General features: G+C 61.2%; 20 protein-coding genes. 14 read left to right on the top strand and 6 right to left on the bottom strand.

Features of this window, described 5'->3' with window-relative positions:
- The first annotated feature begins 14 nt into the window (after positions 1-14).
- From GYH29_RS14400 to GYH29_RS14380, 5 genes are all read left to right on the top strand, one after another.
- A complete protein-coding gene (locus GYH29_RS14400) occupies positions 15-1,715 on the top strand; it encodes an ABC transporter ATP-binding protein (protein ID WP_161524005.1) in 1,701 nt (566 codons plus the stop codon).
- 219 nt (positions 1,716-1,934) lie between these two features.
- Positions 1,935-2,294 carry a COG4315 family predicted lipoprotein gene (locus GYH29_RS14395; RefSeq protein WP_161524004.1) on the top strand — a complete coding sequence of 120 codons (360 nt, stop codon included), beginning with the start codon at positions 1,935-1,937 and terminating at the stop codon, positions 2,292-2,294.
- Positions 2,281-3,267 (top strand): YncE family protein, encoded by a 987-nt coding sequence (locus GYH29_RS14390; protein WP_174243643.1) that lies wholly within the window; start codon positions 2,281-2,283, stop codon positions 3,265-3,267. The genes GYH29_RS14395 and GYH29_RS14390 overlap by 14 nt, the downstream gene beginning before the upstream one ends.
- Positions 3,264-3,782, top strand: a complete 519-nt coding sequence (locus GYH29_RS14385) for an RNA polymerase sigma factor (protein WP_052052299.1) — start codon at positions 3,264-3,266, stop codon at positions 3,780-3,782. The genes GYH29_RS14390 and GYH29_RS14385 overlap by 4 nt, the downstream gene beginning before the upstream one ends.
- Complete coding sequence (locus tag GYH29_RS14380; protein WP_043594360.1) at positions 3,779-4,582, top strand: anti-sigma factor family protein; 804 nt, start codon at positions 3,779-3,781, stop codon at positions 4,580-4,582. Before GYH29_RS14385 ends, GYH29_RS14380 begins: the two co-directional genes overlap by 4 nt.
- 218 nt (positions 4,583-4,800) lie before the next feature.
- On the opposite strand, the gene GYH29_RS14375 is transcribed toward GYH29_RS14380, so the two are convergent.
- Both GYH29_RS14375 and GYH29_RS14370 read right to left on the bottom strand, forming a co-directional pair.
- Complete coding sequence (locus GYH29_RS14375; protein ID WP_161524003.1) at positions 4,801-6,201, bottom strand: L-serine ammonia-lyase; 1,401 nt, start codon at positions 6,199-6,201, stop codon at positions 4,801-4,803.
- Between the two features lie 73 nt (positions 6,202-6,274).
- Positions 6,275-7,564 (bottom strand): HAAAP family serine/threonine permease, encoded by a 1,290-nt coding sequence (locus GYH29_RS14370; protein WP_039755723.1) that lies wholly within the window; start codon positions 7,562-7,564, stop codon positions 6,275-6,277.
- Between the two features lie 1,236 nt (positions 7,565-8,800).
- On the opposite strand from GYH29_RS14370, the gene GYH29_RS14365 reads away from it, so the two are divergent.
- The 4 genes from GYH29_RS14365 to GYH29_RS14350 all read left to right on the top strand — a co-directional run bounded on the left by GYH29_RS14365 (position 8,801) and on the right by GYH29_RS14350 (position 14,898).
- Positions 8,801-9,628, top strand: a complete 828-nt coding sequence (locus GYH29_RS14365; RefSeq protein WP_019102857.1) for a formate/nitrite transporter family protein — start codon at positions 8,801-8,803, stop codon at positions 9,626-9,628.
- A 227-nt stretch (positions 9,629-9,855) separates the two neighbouring features.
- The gene (gene pflB, locus GYH29_RS14360; RefSeq protein ID WP_019102858.1) at positions 9,856-12,114 is read left to right on the top strand and encodes a formate C-acetyltransferase; all 2,259 of its coding nucleotides are present in this window, start codon (positions 9,856-9,858) and stop codon (positions 12,112-12,114) included.
- A gap of 189 nt (positions 12,115-12,303) precedes the next feature.
- A complete protein-coding gene (locus tag GYH29_RS14355; RefSeq protein ID WP_161524002.1) occupies positions 12,304-12,780 on the top strand; it encodes a VOC family protein in 477 nt (158 codons plus the stop codon).
- A gap of 180 nt (positions 12,781-12,960) precedes the next feature.
- Positions 12,961-14,898: an AIPR family protein gene (locus GYH29_RS14350; RefSeq protein WP_161524001.1), complete on the top strand. Its 1,938-nt coding sequence runs from the start codon at positions 12,961-12,963 to the stop codon at positions 14,896-14,898.
- A gap of 184 nt (positions 14,899-15,082) precedes the next feature.
- Here the strand turns inward: GYH29_RS14350 and GYH29_RS14345 are convergent, their stop codons facing one another.
- Entirely contained in the window at positions 15,083-15,523 is a 441-nt protein-coding gene (locus GYH29_RS14345) for a hypothetical protein (RefSeq protein ID WP_161524000.1), read from the bottom strand.
- 735 nt (positions 15,524-16,258) lie between these two features.
- Between GYH29_RS14345 and GYH29_RS14340 the strand changes: the two genes are divergently transcribed.
- Positions 16,259-16,933 carry a M24 family metallopeptidase gene (locus GYH29_RS14340; RefSeq protein ID WP_161523999.1) on the top strand — a complete coding sequence of 225 codons (675 nt, stop codon included), beginning with the start codon at positions 16,259-16,261 and terminating at the stop codon, positions 16,931-16,933.
- A 160-nt stretch (positions 16,934-17,093) separates the two neighbouring features.
- On the opposite strand, the gene GYH29_RS14335 is transcribed toward GYH29_RS14340, so the two are convergent.
- Entirely contained in the window at positions 17,094-18,227 is a 1,134-nt protein-coding gene (locus GYH29_RS14335; protein WP_161523998.1) for a Vgb family protein, read from the bottom strand.
- Positions 18,228-18,701: 474 nt separating this feature from the next.
- On the opposite strand from GYH29_RS14335, the gene pflA reads away from it, so the two are divergent.
- The 3 genes from pflA (at position 18,702) to pta (ending at position 22,979) form a co-directional block, all read left to right on the top strand.
- Positions 18,702-19,493 (top strand): pyruvate formate-lyase-activating protein, encoded by a 792-nt coding sequence (gene pflA, locus GYH29_RS14330; RefSeq protein WP_019100689.1) that lies wholly within the window; start codon positions 18,702-18,704, stop codon positions 19,491-19,493.
- 92 nt (positions 19,494-19,585) lie between these two features.
- On the top strand, positions 19,586-20,779 hold the full coding sequence (locus GYH29_RS14325) for an acetate/propionate family kinase (protein WP_019100688.1): 1,194 nt from the start codon (positions 19,586-19,588) through the stop codon (positions 20,777-20,779).
- A gap of 115 nt (positions 20,780-20,894) precedes the next feature.
- A complete protein-coding gene (gene pta / locus GYH29_RS14320) occupies positions 20,895-22,979 on the top strand; it encodes a phosphate acetyltransferase (protein ID WP_019100687.1) in 2,085 nt (694 codons plus the stop codon).
- A gap of 74 nt (positions 22,980-23,053) precedes the next feature.
- Here pta and GYH29_RS14315 read toward each other — a convergent pair whose 3' ends face one another.
- Positions 23,054-24,175 (bottom strand): hypothetical protein, encoded by a 1,122-nt coding sequence (locus GYH29_RS14315; protein WP_161523997.1) that lies wholly within the window; start codon positions 24,173-24,175, stop codon positions 23,054-23,056.
- 226 nt (positions 24,176-24,401) lie between these two features.
- On the opposite strand from GYH29_RS14315, the gene GYH29_RS14310 reads away from it, so the two are divergent.
- A complete protein-coding gene (locus GYH29_RS14310; RefSeq protein WP_019100685.1) occupies positions 24,402-24,806 on the top strand; it encodes a DUF3995 domain-containing protein in 405 nt (134 codons plus the stop codon).
- A gap of 48 nt (positions 24,807-24,854) precedes the next feature.
- On the opposite strand, the gene sph is transcribed toward GYH29_RS14310, so the two are convergent.
- The gene (gene sph, locus GYH29_RS14305; protein ID WP_161523996.1) at positions 24,855-26,375 is read right to left on the bottom strand and encodes a sphingomyelin phosphodiesterase; all 1,521 of its coding nucleotides are present in this window, start codon (positions 26,373-26,375) and stop codon (positions 24,855-24,857) included.
- Between the last annotated feature and the right edge of the window lie 147 nt (positions 26,376-26,522).

Below are 26,522 nucleotides of genomic sequence, written 5' to 3'. Positions count from 1 at the left end.
GGGGAGAACAGACCATGACCCAAAACCAGACCCTGCTGTCGGTGCGTAACCTCAAAGTGGCGTTCCGCCAGGAGAACGGCGGCGAATTCCAGGCGCTCAAGGGCGTCAGCTTCGATATCCCGGCCAAGCGCACCGTAGCGCTGGTGGGCGAATCCGGCTCCGGCAAATCGGTGACCTCGATGGCCATCATGCGGCTGCTGTCGCCGCAGCACGCGCACATCGCCCCGGACAGCCAGATCCTGCTGCAAGGGCGCGATCTGCTCAAGGCCGGCGGCGCCGAGATGCGCGCGCTGCGCGGCAAGGACATCGCGATGATCTTCCAGGAGCCGATGAGCTCGCTGAACCCGGTGTTCAGCGTGGGCGAGCAGATCATGGAAGCCCTGATGCTGCACGCCAAGCTGGGCCGCCGCGCCGCGCGCCGGCGCGCGATCGAACTGTTGCGCGAAGTGGGCCTGTCGGAACCGGAAAGCAAGGTGGACAGCTACCCGCACCAGCTGTCCGGCGGCCAGCAGCAACGGGTGATGATCGCGATGGCCATCGCCTGCGAACCCAAGCTGCTGATTGCCGACGAACCCACCACCGCGCTGGACGTGACCATCCAGAAGCAGATCCTGCAACTGATCGCGGACCTGCAGAAGAAGCACGACATGGCGGTGCTGTTCATCACCCACGACCTGGGCGTGGTGGGCGAGTTCGCCGACGAAGTCATCGTGATGCGCCACGGCGAAATCCGCGAGCAGGGCAGCGTGCAGCAAATCTTCGACGCGCCGCAGGACGCCTACACCAAGGCGCTGCTGGCCTGCCGGCCGCACCTGGACCGGCGGCCGCAGCGGCTGGCGGTGATCGACGACTTCCTGCAACCGGGCGGCTATGTGGAGCCGCCGCAGCGCGAGCGCGGCTACCAGGCGGACGACGAGATCATCCTGGACGTGCGCGGGCTCAGCAAATCCTTCGACGTGCGCGAAGGCCTGTTCGGCAAACGTCAGTTCCATGCCGTCAAGGACGTGTCCTTCAAACTGGCCAAGGGCAAAACCCTGGGCATCGTCGGCGAGTCCGGCTCCGGCAAGACCACCGTCGGCCTGACCCTGGTGCGGTTGCATCAGGCCAGCGGCGGCCAGGCGCTGTTCCACGGCCAGGACCTGCTGGGCATGGACGCCAAGGCCTTCCACGCCTACAAGCGGCGCATCCAGATCATCTTCCAGAACCCCTACGCCTCGCTGAACCCGCGCTTCACCGTGGAGCAGATCCTGAGCGAACCGATGCAGCTGCACGGCATCGGCCGCGACGGCGGCGAACGGCGCAAGCTGGCGCAGGAACTGCTGGACAAGGTGGGGATGCCGGCCGGGGCGCTGCAGAAATACCCGCACGAATTCTCCGGCGGCCAGCGTCAGCGCATCGCCATCGCGCGCTGCCTGACCTTGAAGCCGGAAGTGCTGATCTGCGACGAATCGGTATCGGCGCTGGACGTGTCGGTGCAGGCGCAAGTGCTGAACCTGTTGCAAGACCTGCAGGACGAATACGGCCTGTCCTATCTGTTCATCTCGCACGACCTGGCGGTGGTGAAACACATCTCGGACCAAGTGATGGTGATGAATAAGGGCGAAGTGGTGGAGCAGGCGGACGCGGACCAGATCTACCGCGAGCCGCGGCAGAGCTATACCCGGAAGCTGTTGGAGTCGATTCCGCAGGGATGGGTGGGGATGGCGCCGGCCTAAATCCGCGTTTGCCTCAGCTAAGAACCGCCGGTCTCCCGGCGGTTTTTTATGCTCTGTCAAAAAAATACAGCGCGGCGGGAATAAACTGCGCAGCTCATCCGTATACCCCGTACTGAACGCCGAATGGTCGGCGGTTTCGTCAAGACGGAACGCCGCGGCGCGGGGCCTTGAGATTAGGGCCGGAAGCCGCAGCGTGTTCTACAACGGGAGGGATTTGCGATGAAAACATGGATGGCGGTGGCGCTGATGGCGCTGAGTGCGGGAGCGTTGGCGGGCGAGGCGGCGTCGATGCGCGACGGCGCGTTGGTGGACGCGCAAGGCATGACGCTGTACGTCTTCGACAAGGACGCGGCCGGCAGCGGCCGCAGCGTGTGCAATCAGGCTTGCGCGGCGCTGTGGCCGCCTTTGCTGGCGGCGGCCGACGACAGCGCGCCGGCGGGTTTCAGCCAGATCCGCCGCAACGACGGCCAGGCGCAGTGGGCGTATCAGGGCAAGCCCCTGTACCGCTTCGCCAAGGACGGCAAGCCGGGTGAGCGCGCGGGCGACGGCTTTAAGGAGGTGTGGCATGTGGCGCGTTAACTCGCGGGCCGCGCTGCTGTTGGCGGCGCTGTCGATGCCCTTGGCCTGGGCGCAGGAGCCGGCGGCTTTCGATCCTCAAATTCGCAACAACACGCTGGCGGTCAACCCGGCGGAAACGCTGGCGCTGGCCGGCAACAGCTCCCGCGGCACGCTGCTGGCCTATGACTTGCGCGCCGGCAAGCTGTTGCGCGAGCTGCCGGGCTTCGTCACGCCGCGCAATATCGTGTTTTCCCCGGACGGGGAGCGCTTCTACGTCTCGGACAGCAGCAAGGGCGTGGTGGAGCGCTGGCATGCGGGCAGTTGGACGCGGGAAGCCAGCCTGGCGATAGGGCCGGGGGCGTTCGGCACCGCGCTGAACCGGGACGGCAGCCGGCTCTACGTCAATAATCAGGCCGCCGGCAGTCTGACCGTGGTCAATCTGCCGCAATGGAGGGTGGAAAAAGTGCTGACCGGTTTCGCTCAGCCGCGCCAGGGCATCAAGGTATCGCCGGATGGCGGCACCGTGTTCGTCACCAACTTCCTGGGCGACAAAATCACCCTGGTGGACGCGGCCAAGCTGGAGGCCCGCGCCGAGGTGGGCGGCTTCGACAAGCTGCGCGCCATCTCCGTCAGCGGCGATGGCCGCAGCCTGTTCGCCGCCAATAGCGGCGCGGATACGCTGTCCTGGGTGGATGTGCCCAGCCGCACCGTGATCAAGACGGTGAAAGTGGGGCAGGAGCCTTACGGCGCCGCCTTGCGGCCGGATGGGCGCTTCCTGTATTCCGGCAATCTCAAGAGCAACTCGCTCACTGTGGTGTCCTTGCCGGCGTTCAAGGCGGTGGGCGAAATCACGGGCTTCAGCGGGCCGCGCCAGGCCATCAGCTTCAGCCGCGCCAGCGCCAAGGCCTGGGTGTTGAACGAAGACCTGGGCATTGCGGAGGTGGATTTGACGCGCAAGGCCATTGTCCGGGTACTGGCCCCGGCTGCTGGATGAGCGAGGCTGCCCAACAGCGCTTCCACCGCTTGCTGGTGGACAGCATTCCGCGCTTGCGGCGCTATGCCCGCGCCCTGGTGTTTGACCAGGGCGCGGCGGACGATCTGGTGCAGGACACGCTGGAGCAAGCCTGGCGCAAGTGGCGGCAATGGCGGGACGACCGCGATTTACGCCCCTGGCTGTTCGGCATCATGCACCGGCTGCACATCGACGACTTCCGCCGTTACGGCGCCAGGCGGCAGCCGCTGGCGGAGGACATGGCCGAGCTGACGGTGGACGCGCCGCAGGAGCGCGGCCTGGCGCTGCGCGAACTGGCGGCCAATCTGGCCCGGCTGCCGGAGGAGCAACGCGCCGTCCTGCTGTTGTTGGCGCTAGAGGACATGAGCTATCAGCAAATCGCCACGGCGCTGGACATTCCGTTGGGCACGGTGATGTCGCGGCTAAGCCGCGGGCGCGAACGCTTGCGCAGTTTGATGGAGGCGGGCGCCGCGCCGGCTGCCGGGGGAGGAACATGATGGAAACGGTCACGGAACAGGAATTGCAGGCTTATCTGGACGACGCCTTGCCGCTTGAGCGGCGCGCCGCGGTGGAGGCCTATTTGGAAAATCATCCAGAGGCGCGGGAGCGGCTGCGGGCTTACCGTCGCTTGCAAGACGACATCGGCGCCTTGTTCGAGCCGGTCTTGCGAGAGCCCGTCCCGCCGCGCCTGCTGGCCGCCGCGCTGCCGCCGCCGGCCCCGCTGCGGCGAGGGTGGAGCGTGCCATGGTGGCAGGGCGCGGCCGCGTCCCTTTTGATGCTGGCGCTGGGCGGCGGCGGCGGCTGGTTGCTGCGTGGTCAGCAGCAAGCGCCGGCTGCGCAGTGGGTGGCCGCGGCGGACAGCCAGGAGCGCCTGCCCAGCTTGGCGGCGATGGCGCATGTGGTGTACAGCCCGGACGTGAAACGGCCGGTGGAAATCGACGCCGAGCATCAGGACCAGTTGGTGGCCTGGCTGTCCAAGCGCCTGCAAAGCCGGGTGAAGCCGCCGCTGCTGAGCGCGCAAGGGTATGAGTTGATCGGCGGCCGGCTGTTGCCGGGAGAGCAGGGGCCGGTGGCCCAATTCATGTACCACAACGCCGCGGGTCAGCGCATGACCTTGTACGTAGCCACCACCGCCGAGCCGCGCCGCGACGCCGGCTTCCGCTTCGCCAGCCAGGGGCCGGTGAATGTGTTTTATTGGTGGGACGGCCGCTTCGCCTATGCCTTGTCGGCCGGCTTGGCGCGGGATGAATTGGGGCGGTTGGCGGAGGCGGCGCACCGTCAGTTGCGGGCTTCTTGAGAACGTGTTTACGATCTCGCGAGCTAAGACGAGACAAGGCGAAAACGAGCGAAAAAGCGGAATGTACACGTGGTACATGAGCACTGAGCTTGGTTTCAACGCCCATTTCTATCCATCCCGCCGACGCGCAGCAGATCGTAAACAGGTTCTGAGCCGCAGCGTAAAAAAACGCCGCCCGTTTGCCCCGGCGGCGTTGTCTTTTGACGTCAGGCCTAAGCTCAGGCCGCGTCGTCCACCCAGCGGATGGCCTGGGTTGGCACAACCTTGTTTTCGGTCACGATCTGCAGGGCCAGGCCGCCGCAGGAGGTTTCACGGTACTTGGCGTCCATGTCCTTGCCGGTTTCGTACATGGCGGCGATCACCTTGTCCAGCGACACCTTGGGGCTGCTGACGCGGTGCATGGCCATGCGCGCGGCGTTGATGGCCTTGACCGCGGCGATGGCGTTGCGCTCGATGCAGGGAATCTGCACCTGACCGCCCACCGGGTCGCAAGTCAGGCCCAGGTTGTGTTCCATGGCGATTTCCGCCGCCATGCACACTTGGGACGGGCTGCCGCCCATCAGCTCGGTCAGGCCGGCCGCGGCCATGGAACAAGCCACGCCCACCTCGCCCTGACAGCCCACTTCCGCGCCGGAGATCGACGCGTTCAGCTTGAACAGGCAGCCGATGGCGCCGGAAGACAGGAAGAAGCGCAGGCAACTGTCCTCATCCAGCGGCTGGATGAAGTGGTTGTAGTAGGCCAGCACCGCCGGCACGATGCCGCAGGCGCCGTTGGTGGGCGCGGTGACCACGCGGCCGCCGGCCGCGTTTTCTTCCGACATCGCCATCGCGTACATATTGACCCAGTCCATCACGCTCATCGGGTCCTTGGCCACTTGCAAGGAGCTGGTCAGCATGCGGTGCAGCGCCGGCGCGCGGCGCGGAATCCGCATCGGGCCGGGCAGATTGCCCTCGGTGCGCATGCCGCGGTCAATGCTGGTCTTCATCACATCCCACACTTTGGAGAAATGCTGCTGAACGTCCTTGACCTCATGGAAAGCTTTTTCGTTCTCCATCACCAGCGCGGAAATGGACAGGCCGGTTTCCTCGCACATATCCATCATCTGCTGCGCGCTGAGGAAGTGATAAGGCACCGGCGTGTCGCTGCAGGAGCTTTGGTTGAAATGCTCCTCGTCCACGATGAAGCCGCCGCCGATCGAATAGTAAGTCTTGGTCAGCACGCATTCGTCGCCAACAAAGGCGTGGATCTGCATGCCGTTTTCGTGCATCGGCAGGTTGGCGGTGTGGAAGTCCATATCGAAGCCCACGCGCTGATGGGTGCGGCCCAGCGTCAGTTGGTGGGTTTTTTCCACATCGGCTATCAAGGCCGGGGTTTGTTCCGGGTCCACGGTGTCCGGCAGGTTGCCGGCCAGGCCCAGGATGATGGCGTGGTCGGTGCAATGGCCCTTGCCGGTCAGGGCCAGCGAGCCGTAGCAATCAACGTGGACATGGGTGACTTGGTTGAAGCAGCCGGTTTCCTTGAGCGAGCCCAGGAACTGGTGGCCGGCCTTCATCGGGCCGACGGTGTGAGAGCTGGAGGGGCCGACGCCGATTTTGTAGATATCAGTCATGCTGAACATGATTGGTTACCTCTTGGCTTGATGCTGAGGAACCCGGCCGGCCGTGACCGGCCGGGCTGTCAGAGGAGTGCGATCAGGCGAACAGATCGTAGAAGATGGCGGAGATGGCGATCAGGCCAATCAGAACCACGAAGATGTTGCTGGCGGCGCCGGAGTATTTCTTCATGGACGGCACTTTGGCGATGGCGTACATCGGCATCAGGAACAGCAGCATCGCGATGACCGGGCCGCCCAGGGTTTCGATCATGCCCAGGATGCTGGGGTTGAACGTGGCCACGGCCCAGGTGGTGATGATCATGAACACGGCGGTGAAGCGGTCCAGCTTGGCGGTCTCGATGGACTTGCCGTTCTGGCGCAGCTGCTTGATCACCAGGCCGTTGAAGCCTTCTTTCGCGCCCAGGTAGTGACCCAGGAAGGACTTGCTGATAGCGACGATGGCGATCAGCGGAGCCACCCATTCAATCACCGGGTTGCGGAAGTGGTTGGCCAGGTAAGACAGGATGGAAATGTTCTGCGCTTTGGCGGCGGCCAGGTCGGCCGGGGACAGACTGAATACACAGCTGAACACGAAGAACATCACGGACAGCACCATCATGACGTGAGCGCGGATCAGCACGCGGCCGGCGGCCGGTTCCGCGGCGTCGCCATGCAGCTTCTGCTGGTCAACGGAGAAGGAAGAAATGATGGGCGAGTGGTTGAAGGAGAACACCATTACCGGGATGGCCAGCCACAGCGTTTTGTAGAACGCGCCGTGGGACAGGGCGTCTCCCAGGCTGCCGGCTTGCTGGATGGCCGCGCCGTTCCATTCCGGAACCAGGTACAGGGCCAGCAGCATCAGGCAGGCGACAAAGGGGTAAACCAGCACGCTCATGGCCTTGACGATCATCTTCTCGCCCAGGCGCACGATGGCCATCAGACCCAGAATCAGGATCAGCGACAGAATGGCGCGCGGCGGAGCGGATACGCCCAACTGGTTGACCATGAAGGACTGCACGGTGTTGGTGATGGCCACGCTGTACACCAACAAGATGGGGTAGATGGCGAAGAAGTACAGCAGGGTAATCAGCTTGCCGGCGCCCACGCCGAAGTGCTCTTCCACTACTTCAGTGATGTCCGCGCCCGGCTTGGAGCTGGACAGCACGAAACGGGTGAGGCCGCGGTGAGCGAAAAAGGTCAGCGGCAGGGCCAGCAGCGCCATGACGATCAACGGCCACAGGCCGCCGATGCCGGCGTTGATGGGCAGGAACAGGGTGCCGGCGCCAATGGCGGTGCCGTACAGGCCCAACATCCAGACGGTATCTTGCTTGGTCCAGGAGGACGAAGCGCCTGATTTGGGCAGGGGGGTGGAAACGGCTTGAGACATGATATTGGCCTTCATTAAAGACAAATGGGGTAATCGTTTTGGCGCGTCGTTCGGCGGCGCGTCGTTTTCATCTCTTGCTAGACTTTTGGTCAGTAGCTGGAACCGCTGATTAGTGATTGCCGGCTTTCATTGATGTGCATGGTATAGGCAGTTGTACTGCGGTGGTTACACATTTCAGAACATCAGTTGATTCTAATCAACTTTATTTTGAAGCAAAACGAACATCCGAACAAATACTATTTAGAACCCATGACTTACAAATAACATGATAATTTGGTTTTATTGGCATTAAATTGCTCAAAATCGTGTTTGATGAATGATTGTTTCAAGAAAAACGGATCTATTCAAAAGTGTGCCAATTTTCGATTTGTCTTGCTTTCGTGTTGTTTTGCTTTTCATGTCTGAATGGATTCGAGCAGGCTGTGTCGAAAAATTGCCGTTGCAACAGCTTGTTCGAGCTAGCTTTGTCGTTTTCGAACACCGGAATGGCATATCCGCTCTTGCGCGTAGGCTGCCTCGCTGTTGTCTGTTCAAACTGGGGGTGTGTTTGTGTTTTCTTATTTAAGTCATTGACTATTAAAGGGTATGTTGGGGTTTTGCTTAGAGGGGAGGGTTTGGGGGCGGGGGCTTGCAAGCAGCGGAATGGCCTGTGCCTCCATAGGGGAGCCACTATATCAGCAAAGCTGGCGGCGCTCTGGGAAGTATGAAAATATGAAATTTAAGGCATAAAATATGTTCGAAAACGAACAAAAATATTTCAAAACGAACAATATTTGGTTGTTTTCTAACATGACTACGGCTTTCAAACATTCGTTTTGTATCTATGCTAATGATTTTCAATGTATTTTTTGTGTTTGTTATCGCGCCTGTTATGCGGGCGACGGCCTCTTTCTGGAAAAAGCGGCATCACACCTGAGTCCTGAGTAGTCAAAACGGATGCGGCGAATATGAGGTGTGAAAGTTGTGAATCCGAGCGCGCGACGGAAAGACCTAGGTTTGATGGTTATCAAACAAGAATGAAGCATTCCGAACATAAAATTTTCGTGAACCAACAATCCGTGCACCCGTTCGCGTGGGAACCAACCACCCAGGCAGCCAACAAAGGCATTGCAGCAACTGGGCTTGAGCCGGCCTCTCCGCCGGGCAGCCTTAGAGACGGCATAGTCAGTTGATAGGCTTCCTAATAAGGTTGACCCGCACGCAGGCGGCTCTGCCCAAGCTCGCGAAATGAAAAACATGAACCACGCCTCCACACTCGCCTACGTCGCGGCTGAAGCCGCCTCCAAACAGACCGTGCTGCGCCAGCACCCCGGACGCTATCTATTGAGCGCCGGCATGGCCGGCGCGCTGATCGCTGTCGTGCTCAGCGTCAGCCTCAAGCTGGGCCAGGTCTTCTTCGCCGTCGGCTCCCCCGGCTACTACATCGCCGTGGCCGGCTTCTTTGGCGTGGCCCTGGTCAGCATCATCGTCTGCAAGCTGGAACTGTTCACCAGCAATGTGATGTATTTCAGCGTGGGCGTGCTTAGCGGCGATTGCCGCGTGTGCAACCTGCTGCGCAGCTGGGCCATGGTCTACCTGGGCAATCTGCTGGGTGTGCTGTTGTTCACCGCGGTGTTCGCCGGAGCAGGCGGCATGGGCAGCCTGCCGGCCGACCACCTGCTGTTCAACGTGGCCGCGCACAAAGTGCACGCCGGCGGCTGGGAAATCTTCTGGAAGGGCGCGCTGTGCAACTGGGTGATCTGTCTGGCGGTGTGGGTGCCGCTGCGCATGGCCGGGGACGCCGCCAAGATGCTGATGATCCTGCTGCTGGTCTTCGTGTTCTTCTTCTCCGGCTTTGAGCACAGCATCGCCAATATGGCCTTCTTCTCGCTGGCCCTGCTGCACGGCATGCAAGGCCTGGACGCCGCCGCCATCCTGCACAATATGATTCCGGCCACCTTGGGCAATATCGCCGGCGGCGCGCTGGGCGTGGGCCTGGTGGTTTACCTGCTGGAGCGCCACACCCTGCCGGCGCGGCGCGAAGCCGCAAAACCGGCCGCGACGGCGCTCGGAACCAGTGTTTGATGTTCGTTTTCGAATGTAATGCGCCGGCTACAATGCCAGCGTATTGATTTGGTTTTGCATGGCATTGAAAATAAAGTGTTTTTTGTGAGGTTTTGCCAGCAGGGCGGCGGTGGCGGCCACCGCGTTTTAGTCTGCGGCAGTTGATCTTGATCAAACGATTTTTTTCGAAACCGAATGTACAATATGTTCAGTACTCAACATTTACTGATAGTTACTAGGAGGCACACATGGATGCTCTGAATCGTGACGCGACTCAAGCCAACCCCTGGCGCGATTTCACCGGTGGTGAATGGCAAAGCAAGGTGGATGTCCGCAACTTCATCCAGCTGAACTACAAGCCGTATGAAGGCGACGCCAGCTTCCTGGCGCCCGCTACCGCGCGCACCCAAAAGCTGTGGGACACCCTGAGCGAGTTGCTGAAAGAAGAACGCGCCCGTGGCGTGCTGGATGTATCCGCGGACCGCGGCAGCTCCATCACTGCGCATGACGCCGGCTACATCGACCAAGCCAGCGAAGTCATCGTCGGCCTGCAAACCGATGCGCCACTCAAGCGCGCCATCATGCCCAACGGCGGCCTGCGCATGGTTGAGAACGGCCTGGAAGCCTTTGGCTTCAAGCTGGACCCGGTCATCAAGGACGTGTGGACCCACTACCGCAAGAGCCACAACCAGGGCGTGTTCGACACCTACACCCCGGACATCATGGCCGCGCGCAAATCCGGCGTGATCACCGGCCTGCCGGACGCCTACGGCCGCGGCCGCATCATCGGCGACTACCGCCGCGTGGCCCTGTACGGCACCGACTTCCTGCGCGCCGAACGCCAAAAAGTATTCCATGAGCTGGACGACGCCGTTTTCAACGAAGACGTGCTGCGCCTGCGCGAAGAACTGTCGGAACAATTCCGCGCGCTGGACGAACTGAAGCAGATGGCCGCCAAGTACGGCTTCGACATCAGCCGCCCGGCCGTCAACGCCCGCGAAGCGGTGCAGTGGACTTACTTTGCTTACCTGGCCGCCGTGAAAGAACAAAACGGCGCCGCCATGTCCTTCGGCCGCGTCGCCACCTTCCTGGACGTCTACATCGAGCGCGATCTGGCCTCCGGCGCGCTGACTGAAGAACAAGCCCAGGAAATGATCGACGACCTGGTGATCAAGCTGCGCATCGTGCGCTTCCTGCGCACCCCGGAATACGACCAACTGTTCTCTGGCGACCCGACTTGGGTGACCGAATCCATCGGCGGCATGGGCGAGGACGGCCGCACCCTGGTGAGCAAGAACAGCTTCCGCTTCCTCAACACCCTGTACAACCTGGGCCCGGCGCCGGAACCCAACCTGACCGTGTTGTGGTCCACCCAGCTGCCGCGCGGCTTCAAAGACTTCTGCGCCAAAGTGTCCATCGACACCAGCTCCATCCAGTACGAAAACGACGACCTGATGCGTCCGCACTGGGGCGACGACTACGGCATCGCCTGCTGCGTGTCCGCGATGCGCATCGGCAAGCAAATGCAGTTCTTCGGCGCCCGCGCCAACCTGGCCAAAGCCATGCTCTACGCCATCAACGGCGGCGTGGATGAAAAATCCGGCGTGCAAGTGGCCAAGGGCTTCGAGCCGATCAAGAGCGACGTGCTGACCTACGAAGAACTGATGCCCAAGTTCGACCTGCTGATGGACTGGCTGGCCGCGACTTACGTCAAGGCGCTGAACTGCATCCACTACATGCACGACAAGTACGCCTACGAACGCATCGAAATGGCGCTGCACGACCGCGACATTCTGCGCACCATGGCTTGCGGCATCGCCGGCCTGTCCGTGGCCGCCGACTCCCTGTCCGCCATCAAATACGCCAAAGTGCACATCATCCGCAACGAAGCGGGCCTGGCGGTGGACTACAAGATCGAAGGCGACTACCCGGCTTACGGCAACAACGACGACCGCGCCGACAGCATCGCGGTATGGCTGACCGAAACCTTCATGGAGAAGATCAAGGCCCAGCCGCACTTCTACCGCAACGCCATGCCGACTCAATCCGTGCTCACCATCACCTCCAACGTGGTGTACGGCAAGAAAACCGGCAACACCCCGTGCGGCCGCCGCGCCGGCGAACCGTTCGCCCCGGGCGCCAACCCGATGAACGGCCGCGACGTGAAAGGCTTTGTCGCCGCGGGCGCATCGGTAGCCAAGCTGCCGTATGAAGCCGCGCTGGACGGCATCAGCTGGACCGCCTCCGCCACCCCGGACGCACTGGGCCATAGCGAAGAAGAACGCGTAGCCAACCTGGCCAACTGCCTGGACGGCTTCTCCGACGCCGGCGGTTTCCACGTCAACGTCAACGTGTTCAAGCGCGAAACCCTGATGGACGCGATGGAACACCCGGAGCTGTACCCGCAACTGACCATCCGCGTGTCCGGCTATGCGGTGAACTTCGTCAAGCTGACGCGCGAGCAACAGCTGGACGTGATCAACCGCACCTTCCACGGCAGCATGTAAGCGCAACGCCGCTGGCCACCGCGACGGCCAGCCGGCACAGCGCCAAGCCTCCCTTAGGGGAGGCTTTTTTTATGCGCGGCTGTTTTGGATCAATGCCGCAAAAAATGCCCATGTGCTATAAAGTGGTTTCATTTATACGTCATTCTTTCTGGGTGCCTGCACAGCCTAAGCGCGCCGGAGGAGGGGACCATGCACAAAAACACTATCTGCCTGTGGTACGACGGCGACGCCGAAGACGCCGCGCGCTTCTATGCCGCCACCTTCCCGGATAGCCGCGTTGGCGCGGTGCTGCGCGCGCCCGGCGATTACCCGGCCGGCAAGGAAGGCGATGTGCTCACCGTGGAATTCACCGTGTTGGGCATCCCTTGCCTGGGGCTCAATGGCGGCTCCACTTTCCAGCACAGCGAAGCCTTCTCCTTTCAAGTCGCCACCGAAGACCAGGCCGAAACCGACCGCCTGTGGCAGGCCATTGTCGGCAATGGAGGCCAGGCTAGCGCCTGCGGCTGGTGCAAGGATAAATGGGGCTTAAGCTGGCAAATCACGCCGCGCGTGTTGACCGAGGCGCTGGCTGATCCAGACCGCGCCGCCGCCAAGCGGGTGTTCGACGCGATGATGGGGATGGTGAAGATTGATATTGCGGGGATTGAGAAGGCGAGGAGGGAGTAGTGTTACTGGGAGGTTTTATCTTTGCTGACGCCTAGTGCAGGAAGTTTGCGCATATCTATTTCGAAGTGCGCTGTTCAAAACATCTGCCGGGCGATGTCGTGTTTTGGTTCTGGTCAATATTTTATTGCGTGGTGCACCTTACGTACCGGCTGATAGTGAAATTAATCCTAAGGGGGAATCTTGAATAATATTACGCTAACAAGCATGCTTCGTGAATTTTCTAACAAAAACTCGCTTAGTGGCTCTGAGTCTCTAAGCTTCGAGAAATTTACGACGCATTCAATATTAGCAAACGACTACCATGATTCGTTTGAGATTGAATCCGTTGGAACAGGAGATTGCGTCGGTGTGGATGCGGTTGCCATCGCTGTAAGTGATATATTAGTATATTCCACCGAGGCGGCTAAATCACTTACTGCGGGGCAATTTGAGTCAAGCTTTAGTTTTATTCAAGCAAAGACGTCGTCGAGTTTGGATTTGGGCGACTATCTGAAGTTTTTGCAAACCGTCTTTGTGTTTTTTACTGAAAGTTTGGAAAGTCAGCCGGATGAGTTGAAAAATGCTTTTTTAATAAAAGAGCATGTTTATTCAAAGGCGGCTAAGTTTCGCTCTTCACCAGAGTTGCGTCTACACTATGTCTACACTGGTGATGGTGAAGTGAATTCACTTTTAAGTACTCAGATCAATTCGCTTATAGAGCAAATCAGATCTCTGCCTTACAGGTTTTCAAAGGTGACTAGCAAGGTTATCGGTGCAACTGAACTGGCAAGCCTTTACAAAGAGAGTCTAAATCGTACTACAAAAAGTCTGATGTTTCAACGCCATGTTGCGCTTCCGAAATTGGAGTCTGCGACAGCCGCTTATCTGGGGGTGTCGAGCTGTTTAGATTACATTGAACTGCTCAAAAATCAAGATGGCAATATCAATAAGGGATTGTTCTATGATAATGTGCGCGATTTTTTAGGGTCTGAAAACTCTGTTAATAAAGATATTGAGGGAACAATCAAGAGTCCATCACAGCGAAACCTGTTTTCTGTCTTAAACAATGGTGTCACTCTTGTTGCCCGAAAAGTGGTTCCGTCGGGGGATCGATTTGAGATATCGGGGTTCCAAGTGGTGAATGGTTGCCAGACGAGCCACGTACTCTTCAATAATCGTGACCATGTAACCCAAGATATGTATCTGACAGTTAAGCTCATTGAGACCGACGATGTTGATCTATCTAGTAGCGTAATCAAAGCGACCAACAGTCAATCTATCGTTTTACGAGAGGCGTTTGCGACGATCAAACCTTACCATCGCCAATTAGAAGATTTCTTCCGTGCGATGAACAAATACGGCCACCGTTTTTTTTATGAGCGCCGGCCACATCAGTATGACGACGACGATACGGTTAATCGAAGTGAGGTGGTGTCCGCGCCTCTGCTTATCAAGTCTTTCGTTTCCGTAGCTCTTGAGCAACCACACAAAGTCCATTTCTATTATGGACAAATTCTTCGGGATTATAACAGTGAGTCTACAACATTAGTGTTCGATGAAGCACACCATCCGGGGTTGTATTTTGTATCCCACGTGATTGTTGCAAAGTGTAAAGATATTGCGATAAAAAATAAAGTGGGGCGGCTTTCTTATCATTTGGCGCTATTGGTCAAAACAGCACTTGGAATCAGTTTGAATGCGAAGGATAAGCTGTCAGATGGCGCGATTCTTAAGCTCCTTGAAAGAATAAATGCAGAGTTTGATGCTGCGGCGAGCGAGGCACTTGTAGCTTTGTCTGAAGTCAAGTTCGGAATAAATGATCATATGATTCCGGAAAAGACCGCTGCTCTGTTGGAAGTTTTCGAAAAGCGCAAACAACAGTTCTATAAGGCTAAGAAAGCAGGCGCAGCCACAGGGAAAGGCAGAACTGGTGCGGCTTCTGCAGTGAGTGCACTAAAATTGGATGATGGCAACTATCGAGTGAAAGATTTGAAGTTCCCATCAGATGGTGTTGTTGTTTTTCAGTATGGTCCGAATAAATATACATTGCCGCATACTTTGAAGGTGGTTGATGGTATTCCTGCTGCGAGTGCCCAAGTTGGGATTTTGAAAGGGGCAGTTGTGATGGTCAACGTTTAATGACCAGATGTGGCGTGAGGAGAAAATGTACGTGCTGGGTAGTATCAACGTCTGGTTTGCAACTGTGAGTCAAGTGAGGGGAATGTCAGAAATGGGGTATAAGCAGCATGAACTAACCACCCATTATCTACAATAACCCCACTCTCAAACCAAACCCCGGCCAAAGCCGGGGTTTGGTCCTTCCTTACTTCTTCTCTATCTTCCGCACCGAGCGGTTTTCCATGGTTTTGCGTTTGACCTGCGCCTGTTGCTGGCGGTGCAGTTCGTCAACATGCTCGAACACGTCCACCTTGCGCGCGGCCAGCGTGAGCATGGCTTCCAGATAGTTGAAGAAGCCCACTCGGTAGCCGAGCTGCTCCGGCTTGCGGAAGTCGATGTCGCGGGTGATGCGCGCCAGCAGGCTTTGGCCGCGGTAGCCGGGGTTGTCCTTCAGCCATTGGACGAAGTGAGCGCCGCATTCGCGGCCGTAGGCGCAGTCGGCGGCGTAGTCCGGATGGGCGGCCGGCATTTGCCAGTAATCGGCTTGCGGCCGTCCCGGGCGTCGGGACACGAAGGGGAGCAGGGCTTCGCGCGCTTCCATTGAGGCTTGGCGGTAGCGACGGCGAATGGGAAAGGTTTTCGACATGGTGTTTCTCCTGCGGTGACACAAGATAAACCACCTGCCTGTGAGTCGTTGGGTAGGTATAGGCAGGCGCGTGACAGGATTGGCGTACCGAGAAACAAGGAATCGGCGAGCGCTAGGCACTCTCCCACCACGCACCCGCCAGTCATGCATGAAGTACAGACGCAAAGCGGGTACGGATGAAGGCGCAGACGCGCCTTCATCCCCCTGTTTCGAACGGGACGCCAATCCCGGTGCCGCGAATAACAGCACCCGGCGATTGTTACCGAGTGGGGTGGCAGGGTCAAGCTAGCGTGGGCTTGAATCCGCTGCGCGGATGATGATTTAGGGCCGGTTCCGCCCGGCGGGCAGGAAGGGGAATTTGCTCGGCCAAATTCCCCTTCACCCCAAAGGCCGCCCTGCAAGCCTGGCCTACGGCTTCCCGCCGGGTCCCGTCAGGCCCGAGGCGCGGCTGAACTCGCGCCGCGCTAACGTCGCGGCGCTCGAACAAGCAGCCGCTTAAGACCTCGGGCCTGCCACCCATCGGCAGGCTTGAAGGGAGTAGGGGCGCGTCGGATACGTGGTTTTCTTCGGGTTTGTGGGCTGTGCCCAAAAGGCTGGCAAAAGATCGTGCACAACTTTGCAGAGGCGGGCGGACTGATTTGGTTTGTGATTTGAATGTCATGATTCCACTGTGTTGCAGTATAATCCACTGCCCATTTCGTCTCTTTATCTTTACCTCAAGATAGGGCATTCCTTATGACCTCAGTCTCTCTCCCTCCGGAAGCGGTGGGCAGCGCTTTCTCCCTGGACAAAATGATCGCCGCCCGCGACAAAACCATGGCGGCGGTGCGGCGCATCGCCGGGCAGATCCGCCCCGGCATGACCGAACAGCAGGCCAAGGATTTGGCCAAGGCTGAGCTGGAAAGCATGGGCATGGACCGCATCTGGCACGGCATCATCGTCCGCTTTGGCCGCAGCACGCTGAAAATCTTCAAGCAGCAGATCGACCCGGACAATGTGCTGCTGGACGACGACATCTTCTTCATTGATCTGGGCATAGTCTGGGACGGCCACGAGGGCGACGCCGGCGATACTTTCACCACCGGCGATAATGCGCGCAAGCAGGCCTGTGCCGAGGCGGCGCGCCAGCTGTGGCGGGAGGTGGCGGACAAGTGGCGGCGCGAGCGGTTGGCCGGCCCGGCCTTGTACCAGTACGCGGCGGAGCGCGCCGAGGCAATGGGCTGGCGGCTGAACCTGGACATCAAGGGCCACCGGGTATCGGACTTTCCACACTCCATCTACAAGGCCGGCAGCCTGGGCGATTTTGCTCAATGCCCAGACACCGGTTTGTGGATTCTGGAAATTCAGATTGCCGATCCGTCCGGCGAGTTTGGCGCTTTCTATGAAGACCTGCTGGTGAGCGAGTCCTGATCCATGATGGCCGGCGGCGTAGGGTGGGGGGGCCGTAGGCGATCCCACGCGGACTCTGCGCCGCGTGTGCTTTCAAACCGGGCAGAGGCGGGTATCACTGCGCTTCACCCCGCCTATCTTCCGCGCTGCGGATTCAACACCCAAGCGCCCCCGCCAAACCCTATTCCTCCCGGTGCGCTCCCGGATAACGCACTTCTCCCTCTGGTATGCCGCAGCCCCACAGCGAATAGGGGTCGGCCATTTCATTGACGCCTTCGCCATAGCGGTTGTCCGCCGGGCGCAGATGGGCCAGGCAGCAGGCGCCCAGTTCGGTGGCGTACAAGCCGTGCGCGGTGCTGAGCACGCGGTGGCTCATGCTGTGCTGGGTGGGGAAGGCGATGGTTTGTTGCGCTTCCACGCGGCTGTAGTCCGCGTTCATCTTCACTTGCACCACGCCGTTGAGGGCGTTGGCGCTGGCCATGGACGAGGCCAGCAGGTAGAGCCGCGGCTCCGGGCCGGCGGCAGGCGGGAAACCCAGGTGGATGAAGCCGGCGCCTGCGGCCGGGGCGGTGGTCAGCTGGAACCATTCGATCTCGCCACCGGCCAGCACGCGGCCGAAGCCGCCGTTGCCGCCGGAGGCGTTGCCCAGCAGCGCGAACCACAGGTTGCCGTCCGGCCCCGGCACCATGCCCACCGGGGTGTTGCCGTGTTCGGCGGGGATTTCAATGGCGGCCGGCGCGTCGCCGTTGGCCGGGATGCGGTAGAGCTGGCTGGATTGGTCCAGCGTGGCGTAAACGTCGCCGCTGTCCGGGTGGAGCTGGACGAAGATGGGCCGCGGCGGGCAGGGGTAGAGGGTGGCGTCCGCGGGCTTGAGGCTGTCTACGCGCACAACGTGGCGGCTGTCTTTGCAGGAGGTCCACAGGATATCGCCGTCTTCCGCCACCACATGCGGGCCGCGCGCCGGTTGAGGCAGCGGCACCCGCTTGAGGATTTTTGGCGGCGCGGTGAGGTCAGACGCTATCGGGTCTATCAGCAACAGCTCGGACTGGAATTGCAGCGTCACCCACAGGCAACCGGGGTGGGTTTTGGAGACGGTTAGCCCGTGCAGGCCGGAAAACGGGTTGTCGATGACGTGGGAGACGGAGGCGCGCGGCTGGCCGCTGTGAGGGTCCACCCGCATTTTGACCAGCGCGCCGGAGGGCTGCTGGGAGATCAGCAGCAAGTCCGGCCCGATGGCGGCCACTTCATGGGTTTGGCTGGAGGCGGGCAGCGGATATTCGATGACACTTTTGAGGGCGAGGCGCAGTGCGGTCATGGCGGTTTACCGAGGGTGTGGAATCCCTTTGGCATGATAGTTGCCGGAAATGACATTTGCAAAATTGGGCCATGTTTGCCGGCGATGCCCGGCCAGCCTTGATCCAGCTCAGCCGCGGATGGGCCTGTGCCGGTTCCGGTTTATGCTGTTGACGTGTTATGACGATGTTCGCGAACGAGCGGAAATATTGCAGTGCAAGGTAAAACTAACGACTGTTTTAACTAGAACTCCACGTAAATCAAGGGTTTGCCGGGTAGGGTGTGCGGGGCGATGTGGCGTGCGCACATCACAATGTACGCTTTTGACCTGTATCAAACACATATTTTCGTTTTAGAATATAAAATGTGTTCGTAAAATAACATTTGTGTTCGGCTCTGGCGTTTGGGGATATCCCCCGTTCGGAACCGCGCACTATGCTTTAAAAGGCGGCCTGTTTAAGGGCCGGCCTCTGTTGGCCATTAGGAGCACAAACGCATGCCAGATACCCAAACCGCCGTGGACACGGTCCCGCAAGAACACGCCATGTCTCCCGAATCCGTGGTGGGTTACCTGCATTCCACGGAGAGCGGGGCCGGGGTGGACGGGCCTGGCATGCGCTTTGTCTTCTTCACCTCGGGCTGCCAGTTCCGCTGCCTATACTGCCATAACCCGGATACCTGGAAGCTGCACAACGGCCGCCAGGTCACGGTGGAGCAGGCGATGGCGGAGCTGGAGCCGTACGCGCGCTTTTTGAAGTTCGCCGGCGGCGTGACGGTGTCCGGCGGCGAGCCGCTGATGCAGGACGGTTTCGTGGGCGAGCTGTTCCGCGAGGCCAAGCGCCGCTTCGGCCTGCACACGGCTTTGGATACTCAGGGCTTTTTGCACGAGCGGGTGAGCGACGAGTGGTTCGACGCGGTGGACCTGGTGATGCTGGACATCAAGCATTCGGACCCGGAGCGCTATCACGCGCTGACCGGCCAGCCCTTGCAGCCGACGCTGGACTTTGCCCGTCGCCTGCAACGCCTGGGCAAGAAAATGTGGGTGCGTTACGTGCTGGTGCCGGGTTTGACCGACGGCGACGAGGACATTAGCAGGCTGGCGGATTTCGTCGCCGGCCTGGGCAGTGTGGTGGAGCGGGTTGAGGTGTTGCCCTTCCATCAGTTGGGCATGGACAAGTGGCAGAAGCTGGGCATGGAATACCAGTTGGCGGATACGCCGATTCCCACGCCGGAGCAGGTCAAACGTGCCCGCGAGTTGTTTTCCTGTAAAGGTTTGAAGGTGACTTGATCGCCTTCCGGCCTGTGGTTTTTGGCTGGCAGCGTCGCCCGGAGCGGCGCTGCTTGTTTATCGAATTATTTATCATGAATCGCTGATATATTATGACGAAATCTTCTGAAATTCTGGTGATCAACTGCGGCAGTTCCTCGCTGAAGTTCGCGCTGCTGCCCAAGGGCTCCAGCGAGCCGCTGCTGTCCGGCCTGGCCGAGTGCCTGGGCCTGGCGGATTCGCGCATCATTTTCAAAACCGCGGAAGGCAAGAAGACGGAGTCGCTGAACGGCGGCAGCCACGCCGAGGCGATGGAAGCGCTGACCCGTTTCATGGGCGAGCATGAGTGGCTGGACAGCGTGGTTGCCATCGGCCACCGCATCGTTCACGGCGGCGAGCGCTTCCAGGCGTCCGCGCTGATCACCGACGAAGTGCTGGCCGGCATCGAAGAATGCTGCGCGCTGGCGCCGCTGCACAACCCGGGCCACTTGGTGGGCATCCGCGCCGCGCAGAAAGCCTTCCCCAAGCTGCCGCAGGTTGTGGTGTTCGACACTGCCTTCCATCAGACCATGCCCAAGCCGGCCTATATGTACGCCGTGCCGCAACGCTTCTACAAAGAATACGGCGTGCGCCGCTACGGCATGCACGGCACCAGCCACCGCTTCATCGCCGGCGAAACCGTGGCCGAGCTGAAGCTGGATCCGGCCAACCACGGCATCCTGATCGCCCACCTGGGCAATGGCGCTTCCGCTTCCGCGGTGAAGAACGGCAAGTGCATGGACACCACCATGGGCATGACCCCGCTGGAAGGCCTGATCATGGGCACCCGTTCCGGCGATATCGACCCGGCCGCGGTGACCTTCATCGCCCGCAAGGAAGGCCTGGATCTGGACGGCATCGACAATCTGCTGAACAAGCAGAGCGGCCTGCTGGGCATTTCCGGCGTGTCCAGCGACTGTCGCGCTCTGGAAGAAGCGGCGGCGGAAGGCAATGTGGACGCGCAACTGGCGCTGGACATGTTCGCTCACCGTCTGGCCCGTCTGCTGGGCGGCCTGGCCACCTCGCTGGACCGCATCGACGCCCTGGTGTTCACCGGCGGCATCGGTGAAAACTCCAGCCTGCTGCGCGAGAAGACCCTGAACCACATGAAGGTGCTGGGCTTCGCCGTGGACGCGGCCGCCAACGAGCGCGCCGTGCGCGGCAACACCGGCGTGATCAGCCAGCCGGGCAGCACCACCGCGCTGGTGATGGCCACCAACGAAGAGTGGATGATCGCCAAGGATACCGCCGACCTGGCCGGTATCTGATAGGACCTCGCGGCGCAAGCCGCGTCTGTATCGCGCGGCCGGCGCTCCGTCGGCCGCCGCCTGATTCTGAACGCCGGGCCGCCTTGCGGCGGCGCGCGCGTCGAAAGCAAAACTCATGACATCGCAACAACCGAAACGAGTGTTTTTCCTGGCTTCCTATGGTTCGGACGCCGGGCTGACCTCCATGACCCTGGGCCTGGTGCACGCGCTGGAGCGCGACGGCATCAAGGTGGGCTTCGTCAAGCCCATCGCGCAGCCCGCCAGCGTGGGCGCCGAGCTGTCCAGCCACTTTGCCCGTCAGCTGTGCAATATCGACGCGCCGGCGTCCATCCCGTTTGCCCGCGCTCAAGCCATGCTGCGCGAAGGCGAGCTGGCCACCTTGATGGAAGACGTGGTGCGCCTGGCGGAACAGGCGCGGGACAATCACGATGTGCTGATCGTTGAAGGCCTGGTGCCGGACAGCGACGCGCAAACCGCCATCCGCCTGAACGCGGAAATGGCCGGCAGCCTGTCCGCGGAACTGTTGCTGGTGCTGTCCGGCGCCGGCCGCGGCGCGCGCGACATCGCCGAATGCGTGCAACTGGTGCAGCGTCAGTTTGGCGCAGACGGCAACGGCAAACTGGCCGGCCTGCTGCTGAACCGCGGCGCGGAGTGCGGCAATCTGGCCGGCCTGCGCGCCGAGCTGGCGGCGCAGGGCTGCGCCACGCCGCTGCTGGGTTGCGTGCCTTACGACGCCAAACTGGACGCGCCGCGCGTGTTGGACGTGGTCAGCGCGCTGGGCTTGAAGATTGAACACGCCGGCCAGATCGAGCAAGCGCGCATGCGCGAAACCGTGGTGGCGGCCCGCACTGTGGAGAAGATGGCCGAACGCCTGCTGCCGGGCACCCTGGTGGTGACGCCGGGCGACCGCAGCGACGTGGTGTTGGCCACCTCGCTGGCCATGCTGCGCGGCGTGCCGCTGGCCGGCCTGCTGCTGACCTGCGGCGAACCGGTGTCCGGCAGCATCCTGCCGCTGATCCAGTCCGCGCGCCAAGCCGGCCTGACCATTCTGTCCACCGAGCGCGACACCTATGAGACCAGCACCATGCTGGCCAATCTGGACCGTCACGTGGCGATGGAAGACGCCGAGCGCATGCAGGCGATGATAGACTTCGTGGCCGAGCGCATCGACACCGCGGTGCTGGTGCAGAAGATCGGCGAGCCGCGCGAAGTGCGCCTGCCGCCGCCGGCCTTCCGTCATCGTCTGATCGAGAGCGCGCGCCGCTCGCAAAAGCGCATCGTACTGCCGGAAGGCGACGAGCCGCGCACCATCCAGGCCGCCGCCATCTGCCATGAAAAGGGCATCGCCCGCTGCGTGCTGATCGGCGAACCGGAACGCATCCGCCAAGTGGCGGAAGCCCAGGGCGTAACCCTGCCGGCCGACATTGAAATCCTGGCCCCGAAAGAGGCCGCCGGCCGCTATGTGGCGCCGATGATGGAAATGCGCAAGAGCAAGGGCCTGACCGCGCCGCAGGCGGCGGAACAGTTGGAAGACAGCGTGGTGATCGGCACCATGATGCTGGCCCTGAACGAGGTGGACGGCCTGGTGTCCGGCGCGGTGCACACCACCGCCAACACCATCCGTCCGGCGCTGCAACTGATCAAGACCGCGCCGGGCGCGAGCATCGTGTCCAGCATCTTCTTCATGTTGATGCCGGATCAAGTGCTGGTGTACGGCGACTGCGCGGTGAACCCGGACCCGAACGCGGAACAGCTGGCGGATATCGCCATCCAGTCCGCCGATTCCGCTCGCGCCTTCGGCCTGAGCCCGCGCGTGGCGATGATCTCTTACTCCACCGGCACTTCCGGCAGCGGTTCGGACGTGGAGAAAGTGCGCGAAGCCACCCGCATCGCCAAGGAAAAGCGCCCGGATCTGATGATTGACGGCCCGATGCAGTACGACGCCGCCAGCGTGGAATCCGTGGGCCGCCAAAAGGCGCCGGACAGCGAAGTGGCCGGCCGCGCCAATGTCTTCGTGTTCCCGGACCTGAACACCGGCAACACCACTTACAAGGCGGTGCAGCGCTCCGCCGGCGTGGTGTCGGTGGGCCCGATGCTGCAAGGCCTGCGCAAGCCGGTCAACGATCTGTCGCGCGGCGCGCTGGTGGACGACATCGTCTACACCATCGCCCTGACCGCGATCCAGGCGGACGCGCAGTAAGCGGCGAGAACGCTTGATCTGAAAACAGCCCCCGGCGCTTGCGCTCCGGGGGCTGTTGTCTTATGCGGCCTTGTTTAGTGGCGCTGCGCGGCGATGGGGCGCGTCAGCGCCACCCATTGCTCGGAGGCGGGGGAGCCGGCCAGTTCCACGCCGTCGTCGGCGAAATACACTTTAGAGACTTTGCCGTCGAATAGTTCGGGCTGGCGCAGCACGGAACGGACTTCGGAGTAGGTGATCGGCTCGTAGCTGTGCTGGAAGCGGCGCTGCTGTTCTTGCCAGGGTTTTTGCCGTATCGCTTCGAGGTCCATCTTGCCGCGGCCGGCGTCGTTCCAGGCAAAGGCGATTTCCGCGCCTTGTTTGGCGAAGAATTCCAGGCCTAGTTTGCTGGAGTTGCGGAAGAAGTGCTTGATGAAAAGTTCGGACAGGTCCAGCAGGTCGTGCCGATCCAGCGTGAGCTTGCCGAGCGCGGCGACGACGTCGTCGGCGTTTTTGCAGCCGCAGGCATGCACCAGATGGAACAGGTTGTTGACCGTGGTTTCCGTGCGGCAGTCGCCGCTGGTGTTTTTCAACACAAAGCGGGTGGCCACGGCGGAGCGCTCCTCCGGCGGCACGTTGGCCAGTAGCGCGTTGAGCCGGATAAACGGGTCTAGCCGTGTGTGATGGGCGCCCAGATAGTCGGCCCAGGCCTGGAGGATGGGGGCGGCCGGCTGCCGCGCGCGCTTGACCAGCTTGCCGGCGGCGGCGTCGCTGATGTGGCGGCTGAATTCCTGGATCAGCTCGCGAGGCGAGAAGTAAGACATGGTGTAGTCGCGGCTGTAATGCACGATGTCCAGCTGCTTATTGTAAGTGGCGATGGTGGCGACGTTTTGCATGTCCAGTTCGCCACACACGAAATCGCCTAGCTGCATTTGAGCGTGACTCAGGCCGTAGAGCGCCACCGCTTGGTCCTGGCGCGCCGGGGAGGCGTTGACCACGCCGTTGGCCACCCGGAACAGCAGCGACTGGAAACGGGCTTGCTGCGGCACGGGCCCTTGCGTGGTTTGCGGGCGGTCCGGCGCGGCGGCGCAGCGATTCGAGGCGCCGGTCAAGCAGCGGCCCAGGCCTAATTGTGGCTGAGCGGCGGCGGCGCGGGCAGTCGGCAAGGCTGCGGGAGCGGCGAGAGGGCGAGTGGCGCTGTGGGCGGCGATGTTTGGCATGGGGTCGGCTTTCAAGTGGAAGGCATGGAGTGATTTGACCCCGCTACTGTCGTCAAAAAGCCGGATCGCGGCTTGCAGAATTCACTCAGCGCGCCATCAGTGAGATGGGCGCGATTTTGCCGGGCGTTGCCGTTTTTTGGCTGAAAATCAATGCAGATGGGATTGTGTTATAATCAAAGGGAGGTTGAACTTCCGATAAACATTTAATTAGAAAGGGAACCTGCTTATGCTGAGCCTGTTTTTGATTACTGTTTTTCTGATTATCAGTCTGATCCATTGCTACTGGGCCCTGGGCGGCACCGTTGGAATGGGCGCGGCGGTGCCCGAGGTGGACGGCAAGCCCTTGTTCCAGCCTTCCCGCGGCGGCACTTTCGCGGTGGCCGGCATGCTGGCCTTGTCGGCAGTGGCGGTTGCGCTGCATGGTCATCTGACCCGCTTCTGGCAAATGGAGACCGTGCGCTGGGGCTTGCTGGCGCTGGCGGCCGCATTGCTGTTGCGCGGCATCGGCGAATTCCGCTACGTGGGCTTGTTCAAGAGCGTGCGTGATAGCCGCTTCGCCCGCAACGACACTCGTTTCTATTCCCCCTTGTGCCTGCTGCTGGGTGCGTCCTTGCTGTTCCTGGCCTGGTAAGCAGTGAAAAGCGGGCGGCGCGAGCCGCCCGCTATCCGTGGTTCTCAATCAGCGCTTGCTGTTTTTATAAAGCAACTGCGCCTTCCAATCCTGCCGCTGCGGCTGGCGCGTGATGCTGACGCGGAAGCGTTCTCGCGGGCCGATATTGGGCTGCCATAAATACAGTTGTCCATCGTGGGCGCCGCCGTTCCAGGCGGTCAAGTAGTAGTCGTTCTGCCTCGCCCAGTCCTTGAAGCTGATAATATCGCCGTCCCGCAGGCAGCCGTCCGGCCGATCCTGGATCTGCAAGCGCAGCTCCGAGGAGGCATTGAGCGGGCCTTGCTTGGTGTAATAGGCGTATTGATTGGCGTCCAGGCCGCCCCACCAGGTCCAGAACCAGCCGGGCCGGTCCGCCCGCTCCACCCGCAGATAGTCGCCGGAGCGCAGGCAGCCGTTGTCGCGCATGGCGAAGTTGTTGGATAGATTGAAGCGGGCGGCGGAGGCGTTGCCGGGGCCGGTCTTCAGCCAGCCGTCGTTGGCGGCGGCGCTTTGCAGCCATTGGCCGTTGCCCAGGTTTTGCAAGCCCACTTGGCGGTAGCTGCCGGCCTGGTCGGTAAATGACTGGGTGGGCGTGGCGGCGTCGGCCCAGGCGAAGGCCTGCACCGGGTAGTGGTCGCTGTAGTCGGTATAGGCGTAGGTGTGCTTGCCGACGGATTGCACCGTCCACTGCGGCGACGGCGCGTCCAGCGCCAGATTGTGCCAGGCCGCCGGCTGGCGGTGGGCCTTCAGCGTCAGGACGTAGTCCAGGTACTCCGGTACGTCGCCGCCGCGCGCGCCGTAGCGTTCCAGCGCCAGACCGTTGCGCGCGGTGTCGAAGCTGTCGCTGACGCCGGCGTAGCGGGGTTCATTGGCTTGCAGGATGTCCAGCATCGCGCGGTATTCCGCCGGCTTGCGGCGGTCCACGTTCATATCGCCGGCAATCAATACCATTTCGTCCTTGGGCAGCCGCCGCGCGCGCAGCCAGTCGGCAATTTCGCGCAGCTGGGCCTGGCGCACGGCGGCGTGGTCTTTGCAGCCGCTGTCCTCCGATTGAAGATGAGTGCCCAGCACGTGATAGTACTGGCCGCCCACTTGCAGCTTGGCGTAGGCGAAGCCCTTGAGCGCGTATTGATCCCAGCTGCAGCCGGCGTTGCGGAACAAATACTGCCGCTTTTCCACGATGGGCCAGCGGCTGACGATGGCGACGCCGCCGTCTTCCGGCCTGGCGCCGTCCCAGCCTTCGGTGCCGTCCCAGCCGCTTTGGCTGCGGCCTATCACCGGGGTTTGGTGCGGGAAGCGCGTTTTCAGGCCTTGCAGCAGCGCTTCGGAACTGCTGTTGTCCTGAAGCTCCTGAAACACCGCCACATCCTGCTGCTGCAGGATGGGCGCGGCGGCGATCAGACGCGCGCGTTGTTCCTGGCCGTAGTTGGGATAGAGCGACTGCGGCAGCAGCATGGCGTTCCAGGTAGTCAGCTTGAGGTCGTCGGGATAGGCGGCGAGCGCGGGGGCGGCCAGCAGCGCGGCGCAGAGTGCCAGGCAAGCTTTCATCATGTCTCCGAGGAGTGGGGGAGCGAAAAGCTTGAATGGCCTGGTTTACGGAATTGCTATGTCATTTAAATTTGATCTGGCGTAGAATGGCGGCTGCGCCGGCCATGCCGGCGCCCGTCCGTTTGCGGACGCGAGTCTTCCCCTTTCCCG

This window comes from Chromobacterium haemolyticum (assembly GCF_009936155.1).
In the GTDB taxonomy this organism is placed as follows: domain Bacteria; phylum Pseudomonadota; class Gammaproteobacteria; order Burkholderiales; family Chromobacteriaceae; genus Chromobacterium; species Chromobacterium haemolyticum.
The sequence above is the reverse complement of the archived record's forward strand: the minus strand, read 5'-3'. Positions and strand labels throughout refer to the sequence as shown.